The organism is Microbacterium sp. NPDC056044 (genome assembly GCF_042267145.1).
In the GTDB taxonomy this organism is placed as follows: Bacteria; Actinomycetota; Actinomycetes; order Actinomycetales; family Microbacteriaceae; genus Microbacterium.
Window position 1 is genome coordinate 102261 of sequence record NZ_JBHJWZ010000004.1, and the last position, 19531, is coordinate 121791.

Below are 19531 nucleotides of genomic sequence, written 5' to 3' on the forward strand. Positions count from 1 at the left end.
CCTCGAGGCGGTGCGGGGTCAGGCCAGCGACGCGAGGAAGGCGGCCTGCTTCGGGAACTGGAACGCCTGGCCGCCCTCGTGGCCGTTGTGCGTGTAGACCTCGATCTGCTTCGTCGCAGTGGTGTGCCGGTTGAACGCGGCGTACACCGTCGACGGCGGGCAGATGGTGTCCATGAGGGCGACGGAGTACAGGGCCGCAGCATCCGCCCGCTTGGCCATGTTGACGCCGTCGAAGTACGACAGCGTCTCGAAGACCCGCTCGTCGCGGCCGCGGTGCACGGCAAGGTACCGCACGACCTCCTGGTAGGGGTCGTCGCCCGTGAGGCCGACGGCGCGCTCGAAGTGGCAGAGGAACGGCACGTCGGGCATGACGGCGACGATGCCGTCAGACAGTCCCGCGGCGGCGATCGCGATGCCGCCGCCCTGGCTCGCGCCGCACACGGCGACGCGGCCGGCGTCGATCTGCGGCAGTGCGCGCACGGCGTCGACGGCGCGCACCGCGTCCGTGAAGACGCGGCGGTAGTAGTACGTCTCGGGGTCCTCGATGCCGCGGGTCATGAAGCCCGACGACGAGGGGCCGGTGCCGTGCGGGTCGAGGGTGTCGCCGCCCGAGCCCCACATCGAGCCCTGGCCGCGCGTGTCCATGAAGAGGTGCGCGTAGCCGGCGGCGGCCCACCCGAGGCGCTCGCCCGCGAGACCGCGACCCCCGCCGTACCCCTGGTACTCGACGACCGCGGGAAGCGGGCACTCGGCGCCGGCGGGCAGCGTCAGCCACGCCTTGACCGGGTCGCCGCCGAAGCCGGGGAAGGTCACGTCGAAGATGTCGACCAGCGTGTACGGCGTCTCGAGGCGCACGACGTCGGGTGCGGCATCCCACTGCCGCGCCTGGGCGAGCGTGTCCGCCCAGAAGGCATCGAAATCGGCGGGCTCGCGCACGTCGGGGGCGTAGTCCGCGAGTTCCGCGGGAGGCAGATCGAATCTCGGCACGCGCTTACACTAGCGCGTCGCGCGGAAGCGCTTCGACATCGCTTCGCGAGAAGGCGACGGGGTCTCGATGGGGGAGGGGTATTCGAGGCCCCGCCGCCGGTCTCTGGGCGCCGGACGGCGCTGTGTGGGGAAGTCTTCGGGTTGTTCGTGCGACGTTGCGTCAGAGACGGATCTCTGCGATCACCTCACCGTACTCGGTCTCGCCGACCGGTGTGAAGCCCACGCGCTCGAAGAATGCCTGCGGACCCCCTTCTCCGGCTTCGTAGATGACGTTCACGTGGTCCATTCCACGGTTGCGCGCCTCTTCAAGGAGACCGTCCACGGCGAACCGGCCGACGCCGCGGCCCTGGTCGTCGGCGTCGACGTTGATGCGCCACAGCACCGACTGGAAGTGCTCCTGCGGGTCCTCCAGGTCGAAGTTGCCGCTCACGAACGCGACGACCTCTTCGCCGTCGACGACGACGCGCTGCCACGTCGTCTGAGGATTCACGACCGTCGCCGCGATGCCGTAGCTGACCGGGGAGAGGAACTCCTCCTGACCAGGCTTGAGCGACATATTGTTGACCGCCACGATGGTTGCGGCGGACAGTTCGACGAGTCGCAGTTCACCCATGGACCACAGGCTAGTCCCCCCGGCGGCATCCGGCATTGTCGGAGTCACGGATTAACACGGTGTTCATACGTCGAAGTATCTTGACGTCGAGATATCTCGGGCGCTTGCGATAGGCTGAACGCCGACCCGCAAGAAGGACGTGACTGGTGACCGACTCGACCATCATCTACACCTACACCGACGAGGCACCGGCCCTCGCGACCGCATCGTTCCTGCCGATCGTGCAGGCCGTGACCCGTCAGGCGGGGGTGGACGTCGAGACGCGCGACATCTCGCTCGCGGGCCGCATCCTCGCGGCTTTCCCGCAGAACCTCACCCCCGAGCAGCAGGTCGGCGACGCCCTCGCCGAGCTCGGCGGCCTCGCGACCCTCCCCGAGGCGAACATCATCAAGCTGCCGAACATCTCGGCCTCGATCCCGCAGCTGAAGGCCGCGATCGCCGAGCTGCAGGCGCAGGGCTACGACATCCCGGACTACCCCGACGAGGCGCAGTCCGTCGAAGACAAGGACGTCCGCGCCCGCTACGACCGCATCAAGGGCTCGGCCGTCAACCCCGTGCTCCGAGAGGGCAACAGCGACCGCCGTGCGCCGCTGTCGGTGAAGAACTACGCGCGTAAGCACCCGCACCGCAACAAGGCGTTCGGCGAGGGTTCGAAGACGCGCGTCGCGACCCTCGGTCACGACGACTTCAAGTCGAACGAGAAGACCACCGTCATCCCCGCCGACGACGTGCTCTCGATCCGCTTCGCCGCGGCCGACGGCACCACCACCGAGCTCAAGACCGGCATCAAGGTGCTCCCCGGCGAGATCGTCGACGGCACGTTCCTGTCGGCGGCCGCGCTCGACGCGTTCCTCGCCGAGACGCTCGAGACCGCCAAGGCCGAGGACGTCCTGTACTCGGTGCACCTCAAGGCGACGATGATGAAGGTCAGCGACCCGATCATCTTCGGCCACGTCGTGAAGGCCTACTACGCCGACGTGTTCGACCGCTTCGGCGACAAGATCGCCGAGGCCGGCCTCACGCCGAACGACGGCCTGGGCGCCATCCTCGCGGGGCTCGCCGACGTCGAGGGCGGCGACGAGATCGCCGCCGCGTTCGCCGCGGCGACCGACAGCCCGCGCCTGTCGTACGTCAACTCCGACAAGGGCATCACGAACCTGCACGTGCCGTCCGACGTCATCGTCGACGCATCGATGCCGGCGCTGGTCCGCAACGGCGGCAAGCTGTGGGGCGCCGACGGCGGCGAGGCCGACACGCTGGCCGTCATCCCCGACTCGTCGTACGCGGGCGTCTACCAGACCGTGATCGACGACGTCATCGCACACGGCCCGCTCGACCCGGCCGCCATCGGCACCGTCCCGAACGTGGGCCTCATGGCGCAGGCGGCCGAGGAGTACGGCAGCCACGACAAGACGTTCGAGCTCGCCGCCGCCGGCACCGTCCAGGTCGTGAACCATGCCGGCGACGTGCTGCTCGCGCACGAGGTCGCGCCCGGCGACATCTGGCGCGCGACGCAGACCAAGGACGTCGCGATTCGCGACTGGGTGAAGCTCGCCGTCACGCGCGCCCGCGCCACCGGCGCCCCCGCCGTATTCTGGCTCGACGAGAACCGCTCGCACGACGCGGCGCTCATCGCGAAGGTCAAGACGTACCTCGCCGACCACGACACCGACGGGCTCACGATCGAGATCCTCGCGCCCGCCGCCGCGACCCAGTACTCGCTGGACCGCCTGCGCAAGGGCGAGGACACCATCTCGGTGACCGGCAACGTGCTGCGCGACTACCTCACCGACCTGTTCCCGATCCTCGAGGTCGGCACCAGCGCCAAGATGCTGTCGATCGTCCCGCTCCTCGCGGGCGGCGGGCTCTTCGAGACCGGCGCGGGCGGCTCGGCCCCCAAGCACGTGCAGCAGCTCCTCGCCGAGGACTACCTGCGCTGGGACTCGCTGGGCGAGTTCTTCGCGCTCGCCGCATCGCTCGAGCACCTCGCCGACTTCACCGACAACGCCAAGGCGCAGGTCCTCGCCGACACGCTCGACGCGGCGACCGGCACGTTCCTCGAGAACGACAAGTCGCCCGGACGCGCGCTCGGCACCATCGACAACCGCGGCAGCCACTTCTACCTCGCGCTCTACTGGACGCAGGAGCTGGCGAAGCAGCAGGCCGACGCCGACCTCGCGGCGGCGTTCACCCCGGTGGCCGAGGCGCTCGCCGCGAACGAGCAGAAGATCGTCGACGAGCTCCTCGCCGTGCAGGGCTCGGCCGTCGAGATCGGCGGCTACTACCGCCCCGACACCGAGCTGGTCGCAGCCGTCATGCGCCCGTCGCAGACCTTCAACGAGGTCATCGACGCGCTGTAACACCGACGGACGGGAAGGGCGGATGCTTCGGCATCCGCCCTTTCGGCGTCTCCGGGCCTGTTGATCCCGAGGTCGCGCAGTCCTACCCTGGGGGCGCCACCGCCGCTGGGGAGGGGCGGCCCGCCCAAGGGGGGACGATGTCGTCTGCGCTGTACACGCTCGGACGCTGGGCGTTCCGCGCGCGCGGCCTCGTGCTGGGCGTGTGGATCGCGGTGCTCATGGCGCTGTTCGCGGGCGCGGCGCTTCTCGGCACCGGCACTGACAACACGTACACGATCCCGGGCACCGAGTCGCAGGAGGCGCTCGACGCCCTCGGCCGCACGTTCCCGCAGGTGAGTGGAGGGTCGGCGCAGCTGATCGCCGTCGCCGCGTCGGGCGAGTCGGCGACCGATCCGGCGTTCGAAGCGGCGGTCGAGGCATCCGTCGATCAGATCGCCCAGATCCCGCAGGTGTCGTCGGCGACGTCGCCGTACGGGCAGTCGTCGTCGGCGAACATCAGCGCCGACGGCGACGCCGTGCTGGTGCCGATCCAGCTGACGGTGAGCGGCACGGCCGTGCACGCCTCGACCGGTGAGGCACTGCAGGACGCGGGCGCGGCCCTCGAAGCAGCCCTTCCCGCAGGCTCGGAGGTGTCGGTCGGCGGGCAGCTGTTCTCGCAGAGCTCAACGGGCATCAGCATCACCGAGCTCATCGGCATCGGCGTCGCGTTCGTCGTGCTGGTGTTCACGTTCGCTTCGCTGGTGGCGGCCGGGCTGCCCCTGGTGACGGCGATCGTCGGCGTCGGCGCGTCGCTCTCGCTCGTGACGATCGCGACGCGGTTCACCACGATCACGTCGACCACCCCGCTTCTCGCCCTCATGCTGGGACTCGCGGTCGGCATCGACTACGCGCTCTTCGTGCTCGCCCGGCACCAGGACCAGCTCAAGGAGGGGATCGAGCCCGAGGAGGCCGCCGCGCGCGCCATCGCGACCTCGGGGTCGGCGGTGGTGTTCGCCGCGCTCACGGTGATCATCGCGCTCCTGGGACTCGTGGTCGCCGGCATCCCGTTCCTCACGACCATGGGGGTCGCCGCGGCCGTCGCCGTGGCGCTCGCGGTGCTCGTCTCGCTGACGCTGACGCCCGCGCTGCTGGGGTTCGCGAAGTGGCGCGTCGTGCCGCGACGCTTCCGTCCGGGACGGGGGACGGATGCCGCGGCCGCCGCCGAGCCGGACGCGTCGGCCGACGCCGTCGACGACGGGAAGGGCCGTGCGCTCGACGACGCCGAGGTGGAGCTCGTCGACCCGGCGGAGGAGGCGGAGGAGGCCGCGGACGCCGACGCGGAGGAGATGACGGATGCTGCCGCCCCGGGTGATGCACCGGGCCCCGGCGATGCCGACGCCGCCGCCGACGCGCCGCCCGCGACCCGGCGCCCGGGCGGGTTCTTCCGCGGCTGGGTGCACACCGTCACGCGCTGGCCCCTCCTGACGGTGGTGCTCGTCATCGGGCTGCTCGCGTTCGCGGCGCTTCCGGCGGCGCACCTGCGCCTCGCCCTGCCGGACGCGGGCTCGATGGCGGAGGGCGAGCCCGGCCGGGTGACATACGACCTCATCGCGGAGCACTTCGGGCCCGGCTACAACGGTCCGCTGCTCGTGACGGGCTCGGTGATCGAGAGCACCGACCCGGCCGGGCTGATGAGCGACCTGGGCGCCGAGATCGCGACAGTCCACGGGGTCGCGTCGGTGCCGCTCACTACGCCGAACGAGACCGGCGACACCGGCATCGTGCAGGTGATCCCCGCGGGCGGCCCCGACTCGGTCGCCACGGCCGATCTCGTCGCCGCGCTCCGCGGCATGCACGACCACTTCGAGAAGGAGTACGGCGTCGACCTCTCGGTGACCGGGTACACCGCGGCGGGCATCGACATCTCCGAACGGCTCGCCGGCGCGCTGCTGCCGTTCGGCATCCTCGTGGTCGGGCTGTCGCTCGTGCTCCTCGCGATGGTGTTCCGCTCGATCGTCGTGCCGATCACGGCGGCGCTCGGCTACGTGCTGTCGATCGGCGCCGCCTTCGGGCTCACCACCCTGGTGTTCGTCGACGGCTTGTTCGCGGGTCCCCTCGGAGTGGCGTCGGTGGGCACCGTCATCAGCTTCATGCCGATCATCCTGATGGGCGTGCTCTTCGGGCTCGCCATGGACTACGAGGTGTTCCTCGTCAGCCGCATGCGCGAGGACTACGTCCACCACGGCGAGCCGGTGCGTGCCGTGCACGACGGGTTCGCAGCATCCGCCCGCGTCGTCACCGCTGCCGCGACGATCATGTTCGCCGTGTTCGTCGCGTTCGTGCCCGACGGCGACGCCAACATCCAGCCGATCGCGTTCGGGCTCGCCGTCGGCGTGGTGATCGACGCCTTCCTCGTGCGCATGACGCTCATCCCGGCGGTGCTCGTGCTCTTCGGGCACCGCGCGTGGTGGATGCCGGCGTGGCTCGACCGGCTGCTGCCGTCGTTCGACGTCGAGGGGGAGGGGCTCGCGGAGGAGCTGGCGCTCGCCGACTGGCCGGGCCGCGACCTCGCGCTCGCGGCGGAGGGCGCCCGAGTGCACGGCAGCACGCTCGACGCCGAGCTCGAGCGGGGCGGCATCCTCGTGATCGAGGGAGCGGATGCTGCGGCCCGCCGCGCGATGCTCGCCACGCTGTCGGGCCGTGCCGAGTTCACCGAGGGACGTGTCAAGGTGGCCGGGTTCGTGCTGCCGGCGCGCGCCGCCACGGTGCGCGCACGCACGTCGTACTGGCGCGTTGCGCCGGACGGCGGGGACCTCGCGCTCGCGCTGGCGTCGCGGCCGGAGCTCGTGTTCGTCGAAGCGCTCGACGACGTCGGCTCGCCGTCGGCGCTTCGCCGTGTGCATGCCGAGCTGACCGCTGCCGTCGCGGCCGACCCGGCGCTCGCGCTCGTGGTCGCCGCACGCGACGCCCTCGAGGTCGAGCCGGCGCTCCCGGCCGGCGTCACGCCGGTCATCGCACGACTGGCCGGCGGGGACCGGGCGCTCATCGCAGCGGGCAGCGCCTCCGGCGCACCGGCGGAGGCGGGCTGATGGCCGCGTTCCGCGCCACGTCGGGGTCGCCCCGGCTCGGCCGACTCGCGGTCATCGGCCTGATCGTCGTCACGCTCCTCATCGGCGGGATCCTGGCGTGGGCGCTCGCCGCCCCGACCGCACACCCGGAGCGGCTGACGGCGGCCATCGTCAACGACGACGAGCCGGTGACCGTCGACGGGCAGTCCGTGCCGCTCGGGCGGCAGTTCGCGGCCGGATTGATGGCGGCGCAGGAACCACCGCAGCCCGGAGCCGACCCGGCCGACGCCCCGCCGCCGAGCCTCGACTGGGTGCTCACGAACGACGAGGACGCCGCAGAGGGGCTTGCGGCAGGGCGCTACGTGGCCGTTGTGCGGATTCCCCCGACCTTCTCGGCCGACGCCACCTCGATCTCGGGGCCGGGCGCCGACGCGCGGCAGGCGGTCGTCGAGGTGCGCACGACGCCCGCGTCGGCGTGGCTCGACCCGGCGCTGACCGGCGCAGTGACGAAATCCGCGACAGCGGCCCTCGGCCGTGAGCTCACCGGTCGCTACCTCCAGCAGGTGTACGCCGGCTTCAACTCGATCGCCGCCGAGATCGGTCAGGCGGCTGCGGGCGCGGATCAGGTTGCGGCCGGGGCGGCGTCCGCGGCGGCCGGGGCGGCGGACCTGTCGACCGGGGCGAGCGCGCTGTCATCCGGACTCGCCACCCTGAGCGCCGGCGCCGGCAGCCTCGCCGCCGGGCTCGCTCAGCTCGACGCCACCGCGCAGCCGCTCCCGGGGGCCGCCGCCGACGTCGCCGCCGGGGCGAACCGCGTGGCCGGGTCGCTCGACGAGGCGCTGCGGCAGGCGGATGCCGCGACCTTCGCCTTCGCGGAGGTCGTCGCCCAGGTGTGCGGCCTTCCGGGACCCGGAGGCCTCTGCGACCGCGCCACGAACGCGCTGCGTCAGCTCGAGGCCGCCGACGCGCAGCTGCGTGATCTCACGACGGGCGCCCGCCGGGTCGCGGTCGGCAACGACGCGCTCGCCGCGGCGCTGCCGCGGCTCGTGGGGGGCATCGGCGACGCGTCGGCGGGCGCGGGGGATATGTCGGCAGGCGCCGCCGCCTCGAGCACAGGCGGGCAAGAGGTGGCATCCGGCGCTTCCTCGCTGGCCTCCGGTGCTGCGCAGGTCGACCAGGGAGCGACCGAGGTCGCATCGGGACTCGAGACGGCCACCGGCCAGCTCCCCACGTACAGCGACGACGACATTGACACGCTGTCGGTGGTCGTCGCCGAGCCGGTGGTGGTGGACCAGGCGACGCCGGCCACCGGCATCCATTCCGTTCCGCTCTTCACGATGATCGCGCTGTGGCTGGGTGCCCTCGTCACCGCGATCGCCGTGCAGGCGGTGCCGACCGCGCGGCTGCTGAGCGGCACCGGCTCAGTCGTGATCGGTCTGCGCGCCGTGGTGCCGACCGTCGCGATCTGCGCCGCCCAGGGCGTCGTCGTCGGCGCGGCCGTGCTGGGTTCGGTCGGCGTGAACCCGCTGGAGTGGATCGCCTTCGTGGCCTCGGCGATGCTGTGCGGCGCGGTGTTCGGGCTCGCGAATCAGGGCCTCGCTGCCGCCTTCGGGGCGGGCGGCCGCATCATCGCGGCCCTCATCGCGATCGTCGCACTCGCCGCCGGGCTGGCGGGCACCGTGCCGCCGGTCGTCACGCAGGTCGCCGCGTCGCTGCCGACCGCGGCCGCGACAGCGCTCCTGCGGGCGGCGCTCACCGCCGACGCGGCCGGGGTCGTCCCCGCGATCATCGGGCTGGGCCTCACGGCCGTCGCCGGGCTCGCGCTCGTGATCGCCGGGGTCGCGGCACGGCGGCGCGTCAGCGCGGAGGCGTGATCGCGATCAGGCGTGGACCCAGACCTCGGTGCCGCGCGCGGTCCAGTCGTAGACGAACTTGGCGTCGTCGTTCCACATGTTCACGCAGCCGTGACTCTGCGGGAAGCCCAGGCGGCTGCGGAAGTTCGAGGCGCCGTGGAACGCGATGTCGGGGGCGAACCAGGTGATCCACGGCACGTCCTTCGTGCAGTAGCTGTTCACCGCGGCCGGGTTGTAGCAGAGCGCGCCCATGTCCTGGACGCGGGTGAAGGCGTTCACGGTGAAGTGCCCGGTCGGCGTCGGCGTGCCGGAGAGCCCCGACGAGATCGTGTACGTGGCGACCACGTTGCCGTTCTCGAAGAGGGTCGCGGTCTGGCTGGAGAGGTCGACCTCGACCGTGCGGGCGAAGGTCGAGACGACGGGTGCGACCTCGGTCACCGGCGTCTCGAGAACCGCGTTGCCCGAGGCCAGCTGCGTGGCGAAGTCGGAGGCGAGGTTCGTCGTGTCGCCGACCTCGCGCCCCGAGATCCCGGGCGCCTCCTCGCGGAGGACCTTGCCCGCCGAGTTGGTGATCACGGCGCCGTCCTCGGCCGGCCGGTTGACCGCTGCGGGCAGACCGTCCACCGCGGACTGGATGGCCGCCTTGTCGGCGGTGATGTCGTATGCGGCGTTCTCGGGATCGGGCGCGACGGTGAGCCAGCCGGCCAGCGTCGCACGGTCGATCGGCACCGTGCGCTCCTCACCGACGTAGAAGCCGGCGGTGTCGAGCATGCCGTTCAGCTGCGCCACGGTCGCGTCGGCGGTCTCGGTCGAGATGTCGGCGGCGACCTCCGCCTCGACCGGGTTGAGCTGCACCCGCGTCTCGCCGGCCTCGAAGGCCGCCTGGATCGCGTCCTGCACGGCGGCGACATCGATGCCGGCGCCGGCGACGGCCGGCGTCGCGACGTACGTCGCGGTGGCCGCGTCGAACTCGAGCGTCGCATCGGTCGGGTCGGTGTAGAGCTGCGGTGCGGCCTCGCGGAGGGCGGCCGTGGCGGCGGCGGGGTCGAGCTCGACCTCGGCATCGGTGGCGGCGAACCACGCCGTCGGGTTCCACATCGGGTGCTGCGCGAAGGCGGCGTCGGCGAGCGCCTTCGCGTCGACCGCGGCCCCGAGCTCGGCACCCGTGATCTCTGCGTCTTCGCCTGCGCCCGTGAGGACGACGGTCGTCTCGGCCAGGCGCTGCTCGATGACGTCGGCGGCCGCGCCGGGCGTCAGCCATCCCACCGGCACTCCGGCGACCGTGGTGCCGGGCGCGATGAGCACGAGCGACGACACGACGAGGCCGACCACGGCGACGCCGGCGGCCGCGCTGATCCAGAGCGCCGTGTGCTTCTTCTTCGGCTTGGGCTCGGCGGGCGCCCACGCGAGAGTGGGGGAGCCGTCGGCCGGAGCAGTCGCGGTCGCCGTGGCGACGGCGCTCGCCGCCTCGGACTCGGACGAGGCTCCGGCGGCCGGCGCGATCGCGGTCGCAGCCGCCGGGGCGAGCACTGCCGTGGCGACAGCCACGGTCTCGGCATCGACCTCGGTGTCGGCGGTGAGGGATGCCTCGGCCTCTGTCTCCGGCTCTGCCTCGACGGCTTCGGGCTCTGCCTCGACGGCTTCGGGCTCTGCCGCGGCTTCGGGCTCGGCCTCTGCCTCCGGCTCGACCTCTGCCTCGACGGCTTCGGGCTCTGCCGCATCTTCGGGCTCGGCCTCTGCGTCTGCCGCATCTTCGGGCTCGCCCTCGGCCGCGGGCTCGGCCTCGATGCCGGGTTCGACCTCGGCCTCCGGCTCGACGTCTGCCTCGACGGCTTCGGACTCCACGTCAGACTCGTCCGCGGCGTCGGCCGCGACGGACTCGGCCGTCTCGGCAAGCGCCGGGGCCTCAGCATCCGTCTCGTCCACGGCATTCGGTTCCGTGGTGTCCGTCGCTGCGGACTGCTGGTCTTCGACGGCCTGCTGGGCCTTGTCGGCGTCATCCCCGGACGCCATTCCGGCCTGCGACTCGGTCGTCAGATTCGTCACGCCACACCCCCGACTGTGATCAACGCGTACCCCCATGGTAGGCGACGCACCTGAGGGTGAGGTCACAGCCTGGTCACGCACGAACCGCCGGTCACGCCAGGAAACCCGTGCACGGTCATGTAACGATCGGGACACGGAGTATCACGAGTTTGTAAAGCACCCGATCAAATTGGTCCGCAGGACTTGCGAAAAGTTAGTTCGTAAGGTCTACTAACAAACATGCCTCACACGGAAGCGCGACGCGGCCCTTCCATTATCGACACGCCGCAGAGCCCCACCACGAATGCCCGCGCATTCGCCCCTGGACGCACGCTCCGCCAGGGCGCGAAGGTCCTGCCCGAGCACGCTCGCGGTCACAACCGATCGCTCGTGCTGCAGACGCTGTTCCACCAGGGCGCGATGAGCCGGGCAGACCTGTCCCGCGAGACCGGGCTCACCCGGGTCACGATCTCCGATCTCGTCGCCGAGCTCATCGCCGACGGGTTCGTCGCCGAGATGGGCGTGCGCGAGGCCTCGGGCCCGGGCAAGCCGGCCATCCTCGTGGATCTCGACCACGCCGGGCACCGCATCATCGGGCTCGACCTGTCGGGCAGTGACACCTTCATCGGCGCTGTGCTCACCCTCGACGGCAGCATCGTCGCGCGCCGCGAGGTAGCCGTGCCCGCCGCGGACACCCTCGTCGACACCGTCGTCGAGCTCGCCCGCGCCCTCGTCGCCGACTCCCACGCGCCCGTGCTCGGCATCGGCGTCGGCACTCCCGGTGTCGTCGACGACCGCGGGGTCATCCTCACGGCCCCGAACTTCGGCTGGGCCGGCTTCGACCTCGAGGGCGCGCTGCGCAATGCGCTCGGGGTTCCGGTCCTGGTGGCCAACGATGCCAATGCCGCTGTGCTCGCCGAGTACACGTTCGGCGGCGCGCCCGACGACGTGCTGCTCGTCAAGGTCGGCCGAGGCGTCGGCTCCGGCCTGCTGCTCGCGGGCCAGCCGATGCGCGGCAGCCGCTTCGCCGCGGGCGAGATCGGCCACGTCACCGTCGGCACCGACGGCGGCCCGCAGTGCGCGTGCGGCAAGGTCGGATGCCTCGAGGCCTGGCTCTCGGTGCCGTCACTGACCTCGCGGCTGAACGCCGCGGCCGATCCCGACGCCCACGAGGGCATCCTCCGCGACGCGGGGGAGCGGCTCGGCATCGCGCTGGCGCCCGTGGTGGGCGCGCTCGACGTGTCGGAGATCGTCCTCTCCGGCCCCCCAGAACTCCTCGGCGGCTCCCTCGCGGAGCAGACCGTCGAGACACTCCGCGCGCGCACGCTTGCGCCGTCCGTCGACGAAGGCGTGCGCGTGCGGATGACGGAGCAAGGCCAGGACATCGTCCTGCGCGGCGCGGCCGTCATGGTCCTGTCCGGACAACTCGGGGTGTCCTGACACAGCGCGACTCCCCGGCGGATCCCCCCGGATCCCGTAACAACACGGATGCTCCCCGCGGAGCCTCCACCCCCCGGATGGGCCACCCGGCCCAGCCGACACACCAAGAGAACACCGACAACGAAAGAAGACACCATGAAGAAGACGCTTGGAGCTGTGGCGCTCATCGGCGCCTCCGCACTGGTGCTCGCCGGCTGCGCCGGCGGCAGCGGCAGCGGCGGCGGCGGCTCGTCGTCCGAGGAGGGCGCCGAGATCCGTGTGTGGCTCGTCGGCACCGACACGCCGCAGGACGCCCGCGACTACCTCAAGACGACGTTCGAGAAGGAGAACCCGGGTTCCACGCTCACCATCGAGGAGCAGCAGTGGACCGGCCTCGTCGACAAGCTCACCACGAGCCTGTCGTCGAACGACAGCCCCGACATCGTCGAGATGGGCAACACGCAGGCCCCCGCGTTCACCTCGAGCGGGGCCCTCCTGAGCCTCGCCGACATCGAGGGCGAGCTGGGCGGCGACGACCTGCTCCCCGGCTTCGTCGAGGCCGGCAGCTGGGACGGCAGCCTGTACGCCGCGCCGTACTACTCGGGCGCCCGCGTCGTCTTCTACAACACCGCGATGTACGACCAGGCCGGCGTCGCCGTGCCCACGACGCTCGACGAGTACGTGTCGAACGGCGTCGCGCTCGCCGGCGCACTGCCGGGTGTCTCGGGCGTCTACTTCCCGGGCAAGGACTGGTACAACGGTCTGCCCTTCATCTGGGAGAACGGCGGCGAGATCGCCGTCCAGGACGGCGACGAGTGGGACGCGCAGCTGTCGAGCGACGAGTCGCTCGCCGGCCTCGCGCAGGTGCAGGAGCTCATGACCAAGGCGTCGCTCGCCCCCAAGGACGGCGACGAGGCCGACGGCTGGGTGCCCTTCCGCACCGAGCAGTCCGCCACGTACTCGGCTCCGAGCTGGGCCTACTGGTCGATTGTCGCCGACGAGGACAAGCAGCCGACGGCCGTCGCCGAGACCACCGGCTACTACGCCCTCCCGGGCATGGACGGCGGCGCCGCCCAGGTGTTCGCGGGCGGTTCGAACGTCGGCATCGCCGCGAAGTCGAAGAACCCCGACCTCGCCAAGAGCGCGCTCGAGATCATGCTGAGCGACGAGTACCAGACGATCCTCGCCGAGAACGGCCTCGTTCCCGCGCTGGTGTCGCTCGGTGACAAGGTCGCCGCGGCCACGCCCGAGCTCGCGACCGTCATCGCCGAAGCCGCTGCCAACTCCAAGCTCACCCCGGCTTCGCCGAACTGGGCGGACGTCGAGGCGCAGGGCATCATGCAGGACCTGTTCGTCAACATCGCGAACGGCGGCGACATCAAGGAGCTCGCCACCGCAGCCGACGAGCAGATCGAATCGATCCTGAACGGCTGACATCACTGAACGGGGTGCTCCGTGCCGCGGGGCACCCCGTTCCATGCCCGCACAGGGCTCGACACAATTCTTGAGAGGAGGTTTGCCATGACGACGATCCCCGCAGAGGCGTCGGCTCCGCCCGCCCCGTCACCCGAGTCGCGGCCAGACCCCGAACGGCCGAGGAAGCGCCGGTTCCCCTGGGCGCCGCTCGCGCTCCTGACGCCGGCCCTCATCATGCTCGTCGTCTTCATCGGCTGGCCGCTCGTGCAGCTGGTCATCATGTCGTTCCAGAAGTTCGGCCGCGCGCAGATCTTCGGCGCACCGCCCGAGTTCATCGGGATCGACAACTACGTCGGCGTGCTGACCGACCCCGAGTTCTGGGCGGTCCTCGGCCGCAGCATCGCGCTCTGCATCGTGAGCGTCGTCGCCACGATGCTTCTGGGTGTCGCGATCGCCGTGATGATGACCAAGCTCGGCGCCGTCATGCGCACGGCTGTCTCGGTGTCGCTGCTGCTGGCCTGGGCGATGCCCGCGCTCACCGCCACGATCGTGTGGGGGTGGATCTTCGACACCCAGTACGGCCTGGTGAACTACGTCCTCACCCAGATCACGGGTGAGAACTGGATGGGCCACAGCTGGCTCATCGAGCCCACGAGCTTCTACGCCGTCGCGGCCATCATCATCACGTGGGGAGCGATCCCGTTCGTCGCCTTCAGCACGTACGCGGCGCTCTCGCAGGTGCCCGACGAGGTGCTCGAGGCGGCCTCGCTGGACGGCGCGGGCGGCTTCGCCCGCTTCCGTCTCATCGTCTTCCCCTATCTGCGCTCGATCCTCCTCGTGCTGCTCGTCCTCCAGGTCATCTGGGACCTGCGCGTCTTCGCGCAGATCTACGCCCTCCAGTCGATCGGCGGGGTGCGCGCCGAGACGAACACGATCGGCGTCTACATCTACAGCGTGTCCATGGCGTCGGGTGACCTCGGCGCGGGCGGCGCGATCTCCGTGATCCTCGTCGTCATCCTCCTCGCCATCTCCGGGTACTGGATCCGCACCATGCTCAAGGAGGAATCGGAATCATGACCGCCCGTCCTCGCCGCGTCATCTCGCGCGTGCTCCTGAACGTCGCGGCCCTCATCGTCATCCTCGCGTCGCTGTTCCCCGTCTACTGGATGGTGAACACGTCGCTGCTGCCCGCGTCCGCGGTGCGGTCGACGACTCCGCACTGGTGGCCCGACGAGTTCACGCTCGCCAACTACCAGGAGGCGCTCACCGACGACAGCCTGCTCAACGCGCTGTTCAACTCGGTCGCCGTGACCGGCATCACGCTCGTGGTCGCCCTCGGCTTCGCGTTCCTGGGTGCGATCGCCGTGTCGCGCTACCGCTTCCGCAGCCGGTTCACGTTCATCATCGCGATCCTCGTCATCCAGATGATCCCGGCGGAGGCGATGATCGTCTCCGTGTTCCGGGTGCTCGACGGCTGGTACCTCCTCAACACGATCATCGGTCTGAGTTTCGTCTACATCGCGCTGGTGCTGCCGTTCACGATCTGGACGCTGCGCGGCTTCGTCAACGGGGTGCCCGCCGACCTCGAGGAGGCCGCGATGATCGACGGCTGCAGCCGCACCGGTGCGTTCTGGCGCATCACGTTCCCGCTGCTGGCTCCGGGCCTCATCGCTACCGGCGTGTTCGCGTTCATCCAGGCGTGGAACGAGTTCGTGTTCGCCCTCGTCATCATGACCAGGCCGGAGTCGCTGACCCTGCCCATCTGGCTCCGTGCCTTCGTGCAGGCCACGAAGGCCACGGACTGGGCGGTCGTCATGGCGGCCTCCACGATCATGGCCATCCCCGTCATCGTGTTCTTCCTCATCGTTCAGCACCGCATGACGAGCGGTCTGGTGGCAGGGGCGGTCAAGGGCTGATGCGCGCGAAGCACCACGCCGCCTCCCACGGGGAGGCCGGCCGATGAGGGTCGGGCTCGACGTCGGCGGCACGAAGACCGACGCCGTCGCGGTCGACGCCGAGGGCGCGATCGCGGGTCGCCTGCGCATCCCCACGGGATGGGGACCGGATGCTGTGGCCCAGACGGTCGTCGACGCGGTGCGTGCGCTCGGCTCCGAGGGCGGCGTCGACCTCTCGGCCGTGCGGTCGGTCGGCGTGGGCATCCCGGGCCAGATCGAGCCGGGCACCGGCCGCGTCGTGCACGCGGTGAACCTCGGCGTGGACGAGCTCGACCTCGCCGCCGCCGTCGCCCCGGCGCTGGGCGTGCCGGTGCAGGTCGAGAACGACGTCAAGGCCGCCGCGCTCGGCGCTCACGCGCTCCACACGCGGGACGGCGCCCCGGCGCCGGGATCGATGGCGTACCTCAACCTCGGCACCGGCATCGCCGCGGGCATCGTCTCTGACGGCGTGCTGTGGCGCGGCGCCCGCGGCACCGCCGGCGAGGTCGGCCACATCTCGGTCGACCCGAACGGACCCCTCTGCCGGTGCGGCCAGCGCGGCTGCATCGAGGCCTTCGCAGGCGGCGGCGCGATCGCCGAGCACTGGGCGCAGCGCTCGGCGCTGCCCGTGCGCGACGTCTTCGACGCTGCCGACGCCGGCGATCCGTCCGCGCGGCAGCTGCGTGCGGGGCTCGCCCGCGGCGTGGCCGCGGCGATCCGGGTACTGGTGCTCACGGCGGACGTCGATATCGTGGTCCTCGGAGGGGGAGTGACGGCGTTGGGAGACCGGCTGATGACGGATGTCAGAGCCGAGCTCGAGGCCAGTGCCGAGGCATCCCCGTTCATGCGCTCGCTGCATCTCGCCGAACGGGTCGAGCTGCTGCCGCCGGGTTCGCCGGCCGCGGCACTCGGGGCCGCGCTGGTGGGGGCGGAGGGCGACGCCACCCACGACGCAGAGGAAGCACTGGTCCATGGCTGAGATCGTCATCGTTGCAGACAAGGCCGCGGCGGGCGCGCTCGTCGCCGATCACATCGCAGAGCTCATTCGCTCGAACCCCGAGACGGTCCTGGGCCTGGCGACCGGGTCGACGCCGCTGCCCGTGTACGAGGCGCTGCGTTCGCGCCTCGAGGGCGTCGACCTCTCACGCGTGCGCGGCTTCGCTCTCGACGAGTACGTCGGCATCGACCCGGCGCACCCCGAGAGCTACCGCTCGGTGATCACGCGCGAGGTCGTCGAGCCGCTCGGTCTCGACCCCGCGCTCATCCGCACGCCCGACGGCACGCCGGAGGGCATCGAGCACCACGGCGAGGAGTACGACGAGGCCATCCGCGACGCCGGCGGCATCGACCTGCAGATCCTCGGCATCGGCACCGACGGTCACATCGGGTTCAACGAGCCCGGCTCGTCGTTCTCGTCGATCACCCGGGTGAAGACGCTCACCGAGCAGACGCGCCGCGACAACGCGCGCTTCTTCGACTCGGTCGACGACGTGCCCATGCACTGCATCACGCAGGGCCTCGGCACCATCCTGCGCGCCCGCCACCTCGTGCTGCTCGCGTTCGGCGAGGGCAAGGCGGCCGCGGTCGCCGGCGCCGTCGAGGGCCCACTGTCGGCGTCGCTGCCGGGCTCGGCCGTCCAGCTCCACCCGCACGCGACGATCGTCGTCGACGAGGCCGCCGCATCGCAGCTGACCCGCGCCGACTACTACCGCTACGCCTACGACAACAAGCCCGACTGGCAGGGCATCTGACCCCGCCTCCCGCCCCTCCGGACCCCTCCGTCGGGCCCGGACCCCGGAATCCGGACCCCGGACCCCGGACCCCTCGCTCGCGTCTTCGAATCAGGCGATGAGGCGTATTCAGGACGTTCTGCGGTGAATCCGTCCTGATTTCGCCTCATCGCCTGATTTCAAGACAGGCAGGCGGGGGATGGATGCTGCGCCTCAGCGCCCGAACACCTTGCCGGGGTTGAGCAGGCCCTGGGGGTCGAAGACCCGGGTGATCTGACGCTGCAGCTCCCACTGATCGTCGCCGAGCTCGTCGGCGAGCCACCGGCGCTTGAGCACGCCCACGCCGTGCTCCCCGGTGAGGGTGCCGCCCAGGCGCAGAGCCGCACGGAACAGGTCGTCGGCCGCGGCCCAGATGTGCTCCGGGGCCTCGACCACGCCGAACTCGTCGGGCTCGGCCTCGAAGATGAAGTTGGGGTGCAGGTTGCCGTCGCCCGCGTGGGCGACCGTCGGGATCACGACGCCGTGCTCGCGCTCGACACGGGCGATCTCGTCGAACATCGCCGGCAGGGCGCTGCGCGGCACCGACACGTCCTCGATGAGCGCCGTGCCGAGCGACTCCATCGCGGCGTGCATCGACCGGCGGATCGCGAGCAGCCGTTCGCCCTCGTCGCGGTCGTGCGACACGGCGACCGTGCCGCCGGCGCTCCGGAGCACAGCGGCGATGGCGTCCGCTTCGGCCACCGCGGCCGGACCGTCGGTCTGGATCGTGAGCTGCGACGCGCCCGGCGTCGGCGGCGCGAGCGACAGGAGCGCATGGACGGCGGCGAGGGACGCAGCATCCATCAATTCCATGATCGCGGGCTGCGCACCCGACGCGGTGACGGCGGCGGAAGCCTCGGCCGCCGTGCGCACGTCGGTGAAGGTGGCGGCGATCGTGCACACCTCGCCGGGCACCAGGCGACGCAGCTTCAGGGTCGCGCCGACGACGACGCCGAGGGTGCCTTCCGACCCGATGACCAGCGACGTCAGGTCGAGGCCGGTCACACCCTTGACGGTGCGGTGGCCGAGGTGGAGCAGGCGGCCGTCGGCGAGGACGAGATCCACGCCGAGCACCGCATCGCGCACGACGCCGTACTTGGCGCACAGCAGTCCGCCCGCGCCGGTCGCGATGTTGCCGCCGACCGTCGAGATCGCGCGGCTCGCGGGGTCGGGCGCCCACCAGAGGCCGTACGGGGCGAGCGCGGCGTTGAGGTCCGCGTTGAGGATGCCCGGCTCGACGACCGCCAGGAGGTCGTCGGGGCGCACCTCCAGGATGCGGTCCATGCCGCGCACCGAGAGGGCGATCTCGCCGGCACCGGCGTTGGCGCCTCCGGCGAGGCCCGTGCCGGCGCCGCGCGTCACGACGGGCGTGCCGGTGCTGCTCGCGATGCGCAGCGTCTGCTGCACGTCGCCCACGTTCTGGGCGTGCACGACGGCGAGAGGGAGACCGGATGCCGCGTGCCCCGACTTGTCGGCGCGCGCGGCGGCCAGCGATGCCGGGGTGGTGTCGACGCGGTCGCCGAGCGCCGTGCGGAGAAGGTCGAGCGCGTCGGCGCCCGAGGTCACGACAGGCGCCGCCGGCCGGCGACGACCCCGGCGGTCACGGCGACGACGCCGAACGCGAGGCCGATCCAGGCGTTGCCCATCGACCACCAGGCGGCGGTCGCGGAGGCGTAGACGAGCAGCTCGACGATCGCGCGCACGAACGGGTGGACCGCGAACACTGCGCGCGGCGACACGAATAGGGCCCACAGCAGGATCGCGATCGCGGGAGCCGCGATGCCCGCGACGATGTTCCACGGGAACGGCCACATCGTGAAGCCCCACAGGGCCAGCGTGCCGAACGCGAAGATCTGGCAGACGAACGAGATGACGTCGATCGCCGAGAGCGGTGCGCGCGTTCCGGGTGCCGGCTCGGCAGGGCGCGCGGGAGTGACGTTCGGCGTGTCGGACATGGCTTCCAGTCTACGGCGGCGTATCACCGGCGTCCGCCGGGCGGGTACCGCAGGGGAGCGCCTCGGCGTGCGGGCGGGTGGGTCAGTCGCCGGTCGCCAGGCTGATGTCGGCAGGAAGGCTCGCGTTGCGCTTCGTCGCGCCGTTGCCGTTGC

Annotated in this window: 14 protein-coding genes; 9 read left to right on the forward strand and 5 right to left on the reverse strand. The window is 71.5% G+C overall.

The genetic code is table 11. From position 1 onward, the window contains the following. Nucleotides 1–18 precede the first annotated feature (18 nt). A complete protein-coding gene (locus tag ACFC1I_RS12385; protein WP_376009620.1) occupies nt 19–987 on the reverse strand; it encodes an acetylxylan esterase in 969 nt (322 codons plus the stop codon). A gap of 160 nt (nt 988–1147) precedes the next feature. After that, the gene (locus ACFC1I_RS12390; RefSeq protein WP_376009622.1) at nt 1148–1600 is read right to left on the reverse strand and encodes a GNAT family N-acetyltransferase; all 453 of its coding nucleotides are present in this window, start codon (nt 1598–1600) and stop codon (nt 1148–1150) included. A 146-nt stretch (nt 1601–1746) separates the two neighbouring features. Between ACFC1I_RS12390 and ACFC1I_RS12395 the strand changes: the two genes are divergently transcribed. The 3 genes from ACFC1I_RS12395 to ACFC1I_RS12405 all read left to right on the forward strand — a co-directional run bounded on the left by ACFC1I_RS12395 (nt 1747) and on the right by ACFC1I_RS12405 (nt 8881). Then, nucleotides 1747–3960, forward strand: coding sequence for an NADP-dependent isocitrate dehydrogenase (locus tag ACFC1I_RS12395; protein ID WP_376009625.1), 2214 nt, complete (start codon nt 1747–1749; stop codon nt 3958–3960). Between the two features lie 137 nt (nt 3961–4097). Then, complete coding sequence (locus ACFC1I_RS12400; RefSeq protein ID WP_376009628.1) at nt 4098–7028, forward strand: MMPL family transporter; 2931 nt, start codon at nt 4098–4100, stop codon at nt 7026–7028. Continuing rightward, on the forward strand, nt 7028–8881 hold the full coding sequence (locus ACFC1I_RS12405) for a YhgE/Pip domain-containing protein (RefSeq protein WP_376009631.1): 1854 nt from the start codon (nt 7028–7030) through the stop codon (nt 8879–8881). Before ACFC1I_RS12400 ends, ACFC1I_RS12405 begins: the two co-directional genes overlap by 1 nt. 6 nt (nt 8882–8887) lie before the next feature. Here ACFC1I_RS12405 and ACFC1I_RS12410 read toward each other — a convergent pair whose 3' ends face one another. Then, nucleotides 8888–10906 carry a L,D-transpeptidase family protein gene (locus ACFC1I_RS12410; protein WP_376009634.1) on the reverse strand — a complete coding sequence of 673 codons (2019 nt, stop codon included), beginning with the start codon at nt 10904–10906 and terminating at the stop codon, nt 8888–8890. A 219-nt stretch (nt 10907–11125) separates the two neighbouring features. On the opposite strand from ACFC1I_RS12410, the gene ACFC1I_RS12415 reads away from it, so the two are divergent. The 6 genes from ACFC1I_RS12415 (at nt 11126) to ACFC1I_RS12440 (ending at nt 17405) form a co-directional block, all read left to right on the forward strand. Beyond that, nucleotides 11126–12325: an ROK family protein gene (locus ACFC1I_RS12415; RefSeq protein ID WP_376009637.1), complete on the forward strand. Its 1200-nt coding sequence runs from the start codon at nt 11126–11128 to the stop codon at nt 12323–12325. A 135-nt stretch (nt 12326–12460) separates the two neighbouring features. Continuing rightward, a complete protein-coding gene (locus ACFC1I_RS12420) occupies nt 12461–13738 on the forward strand; it encodes an extracellular solute-binding protein (RefSeq protein WP_376009640.1) in 1278 nt (425 codons plus the stop codon). Nucleotides 13739–13825: 87 nt separating this feature from the next. Continuing rightward, on the forward strand, nt 13826–14797 hold the full coding sequence (locus tag ACFC1I_RS12425) for a carbohydrate ABC transporter permease (RefSeq protein ID WP_376009643.1): 972 nt from the start codon (nt 13826–13828) through the stop codon (nt 14795–14797). Continuing rightward, nucleotides 14794–15636 carry a carbohydrate ABC transporter permease gene (locus ACFC1I_RS12430; protein ID WP_376009646.1) on the forward strand — a complete coding sequence of 281 codons (843 nt, stop codon included), beginning with the start codon at nt 14794–14796 and terminating at the stop codon, nt 15634–15636. Before ACFC1I_RS12425 ends, ACFC1I_RS12430 begins: the two co-directional genes overlap by 4 nt. A gap of 43 nt (nt 15637–15679) precedes the next feature. After that, nucleotides 15680–16633: an ROK family protein gene (locus ACFC1I_RS12435; protein ID WP_376009649.1), complete on the forward strand. Its 954-nt coding sequence runs from the start codon at nt 15680–15682 to the stop codon at nt 16631–16633. After that, complete coding sequence (locus ACFC1I_RS12440) at nt 16626–17405, forward strand: glucosamine-6-phosphate deaminase (RefSeq protein ID WP_376009651.1); 780 nt, start codon at nt 16626–16628, stop codon at nt 17403–17405. Before ACFC1I_RS12435 ends, ACFC1I_RS12440 begins: the two co-directional genes overlap by 8 nt. Before the next feature lie 192 nt (nt 17406–17597). Here ACFC1I_RS12440 and ACFC1I_RS12445 read toward each other — a convergent pair whose 3' ends face one another. Further along, on the reverse strand, nt 17598–18989 hold the full coding sequence (locus ACFC1I_RS12445; protein ID WP_376009654.1) for an FAD-binding oxidoreductase: 1392 nt from the start codon (nt 18987–18989) through the stop codon (nt 17598–17600). Beyond that, nucleotides 18986–19378 carry a YrdB family protein gene (locus ACFC1I_RS12450; protein ID WP_376009656.1) on the reverse strand — a complete coding sequence of 131 codons (393 nt, stop codon included), beginning with the start codon at nt 19376–19378 and terminating at the stop codon, nt 18986–18988. Before ACFC1I_RS12450 ends, ACFC1I_RS12445 begins: the two co-directional genes overlap by 4 nt. Nucleotides 19379–19531 lie beyond the last annotated feature (153 nt).

Bases quoted from the DNA above. Each gene is read 5' to 3' on its own strand.
- ACFC1I_RS12390 (WP_376009622.1), bottom strand. From the start codon at position 1,600: ATGGGTGAACTGCGACTCGTCGAACTGTCCGCCGCAACCATCGTGGCG.
- ACFC1I_RS12400 (WP_376009628.1), top strand. From the start codon at position 4,098: ATGTCGTCTGCGCTGTACACGCTCGGACGCTGGGCGTTCCGCGCGCGC.
- ACFC1I_RS12405 (WP_376009631.1), top strand. From the start codon at position 7,028: ATGGCCGCGTTCCGCGCCACGTCGGGGTCGCCCCGGCTCGGCCGACTC.
- ACFC1I_RS12415 (WP_376009637.1), top strand. From the start codon at position 11,126: ATGCCTCACACGGAAGCGCGACGCGGCCCTTCCATTATCGACACGCCG.
- ACFC1I_RS12420 (WP_376009640.1), top strand. From the start codon at position 12,461: ATGAAGAAGACGCTTGGAGCTGTGGCGCTCATCGGCGCCTCCGCACTG.
- ACFC1I_RS12425 (WP_376009643.1), top strand. From the start codon at position 13,826: ATGACGACGATCCCCGCAGAGGCGTCGGCTCCGCCCGCCCCGTCACCC.
- ACFC1I_RS12430 (WP_376009646.1), top strand. From the start codon at position 14,794: ATGACCGCCCGTCCTCGCCGCGTCATCTCGCGCGTGCTCCTGAACGTC.
- ACFC1I_RS12435 (WP_376009649.1), top strand. From the start codon at position 15,680: ATGAGGGTCGGGCTCGACGTCGGCGGCACGAAGACCGACGCCGTCGCG.
- ACFC1I_RS12440 (WP_376009651.1), top strand. From the start codon at position 16,626: ATGGCTGAGATCGTCATCGTTGCAGACAAGGCCGCGGCGGGCGCGCTC.
- ACFC1I_RS12450 (WP_376009656.1), bottom strand. From the start codon at position 19,378: ATGTCCGACACGCCGAACGTCACTCCCGCGCGCCCTGCCGAGCCGGCA.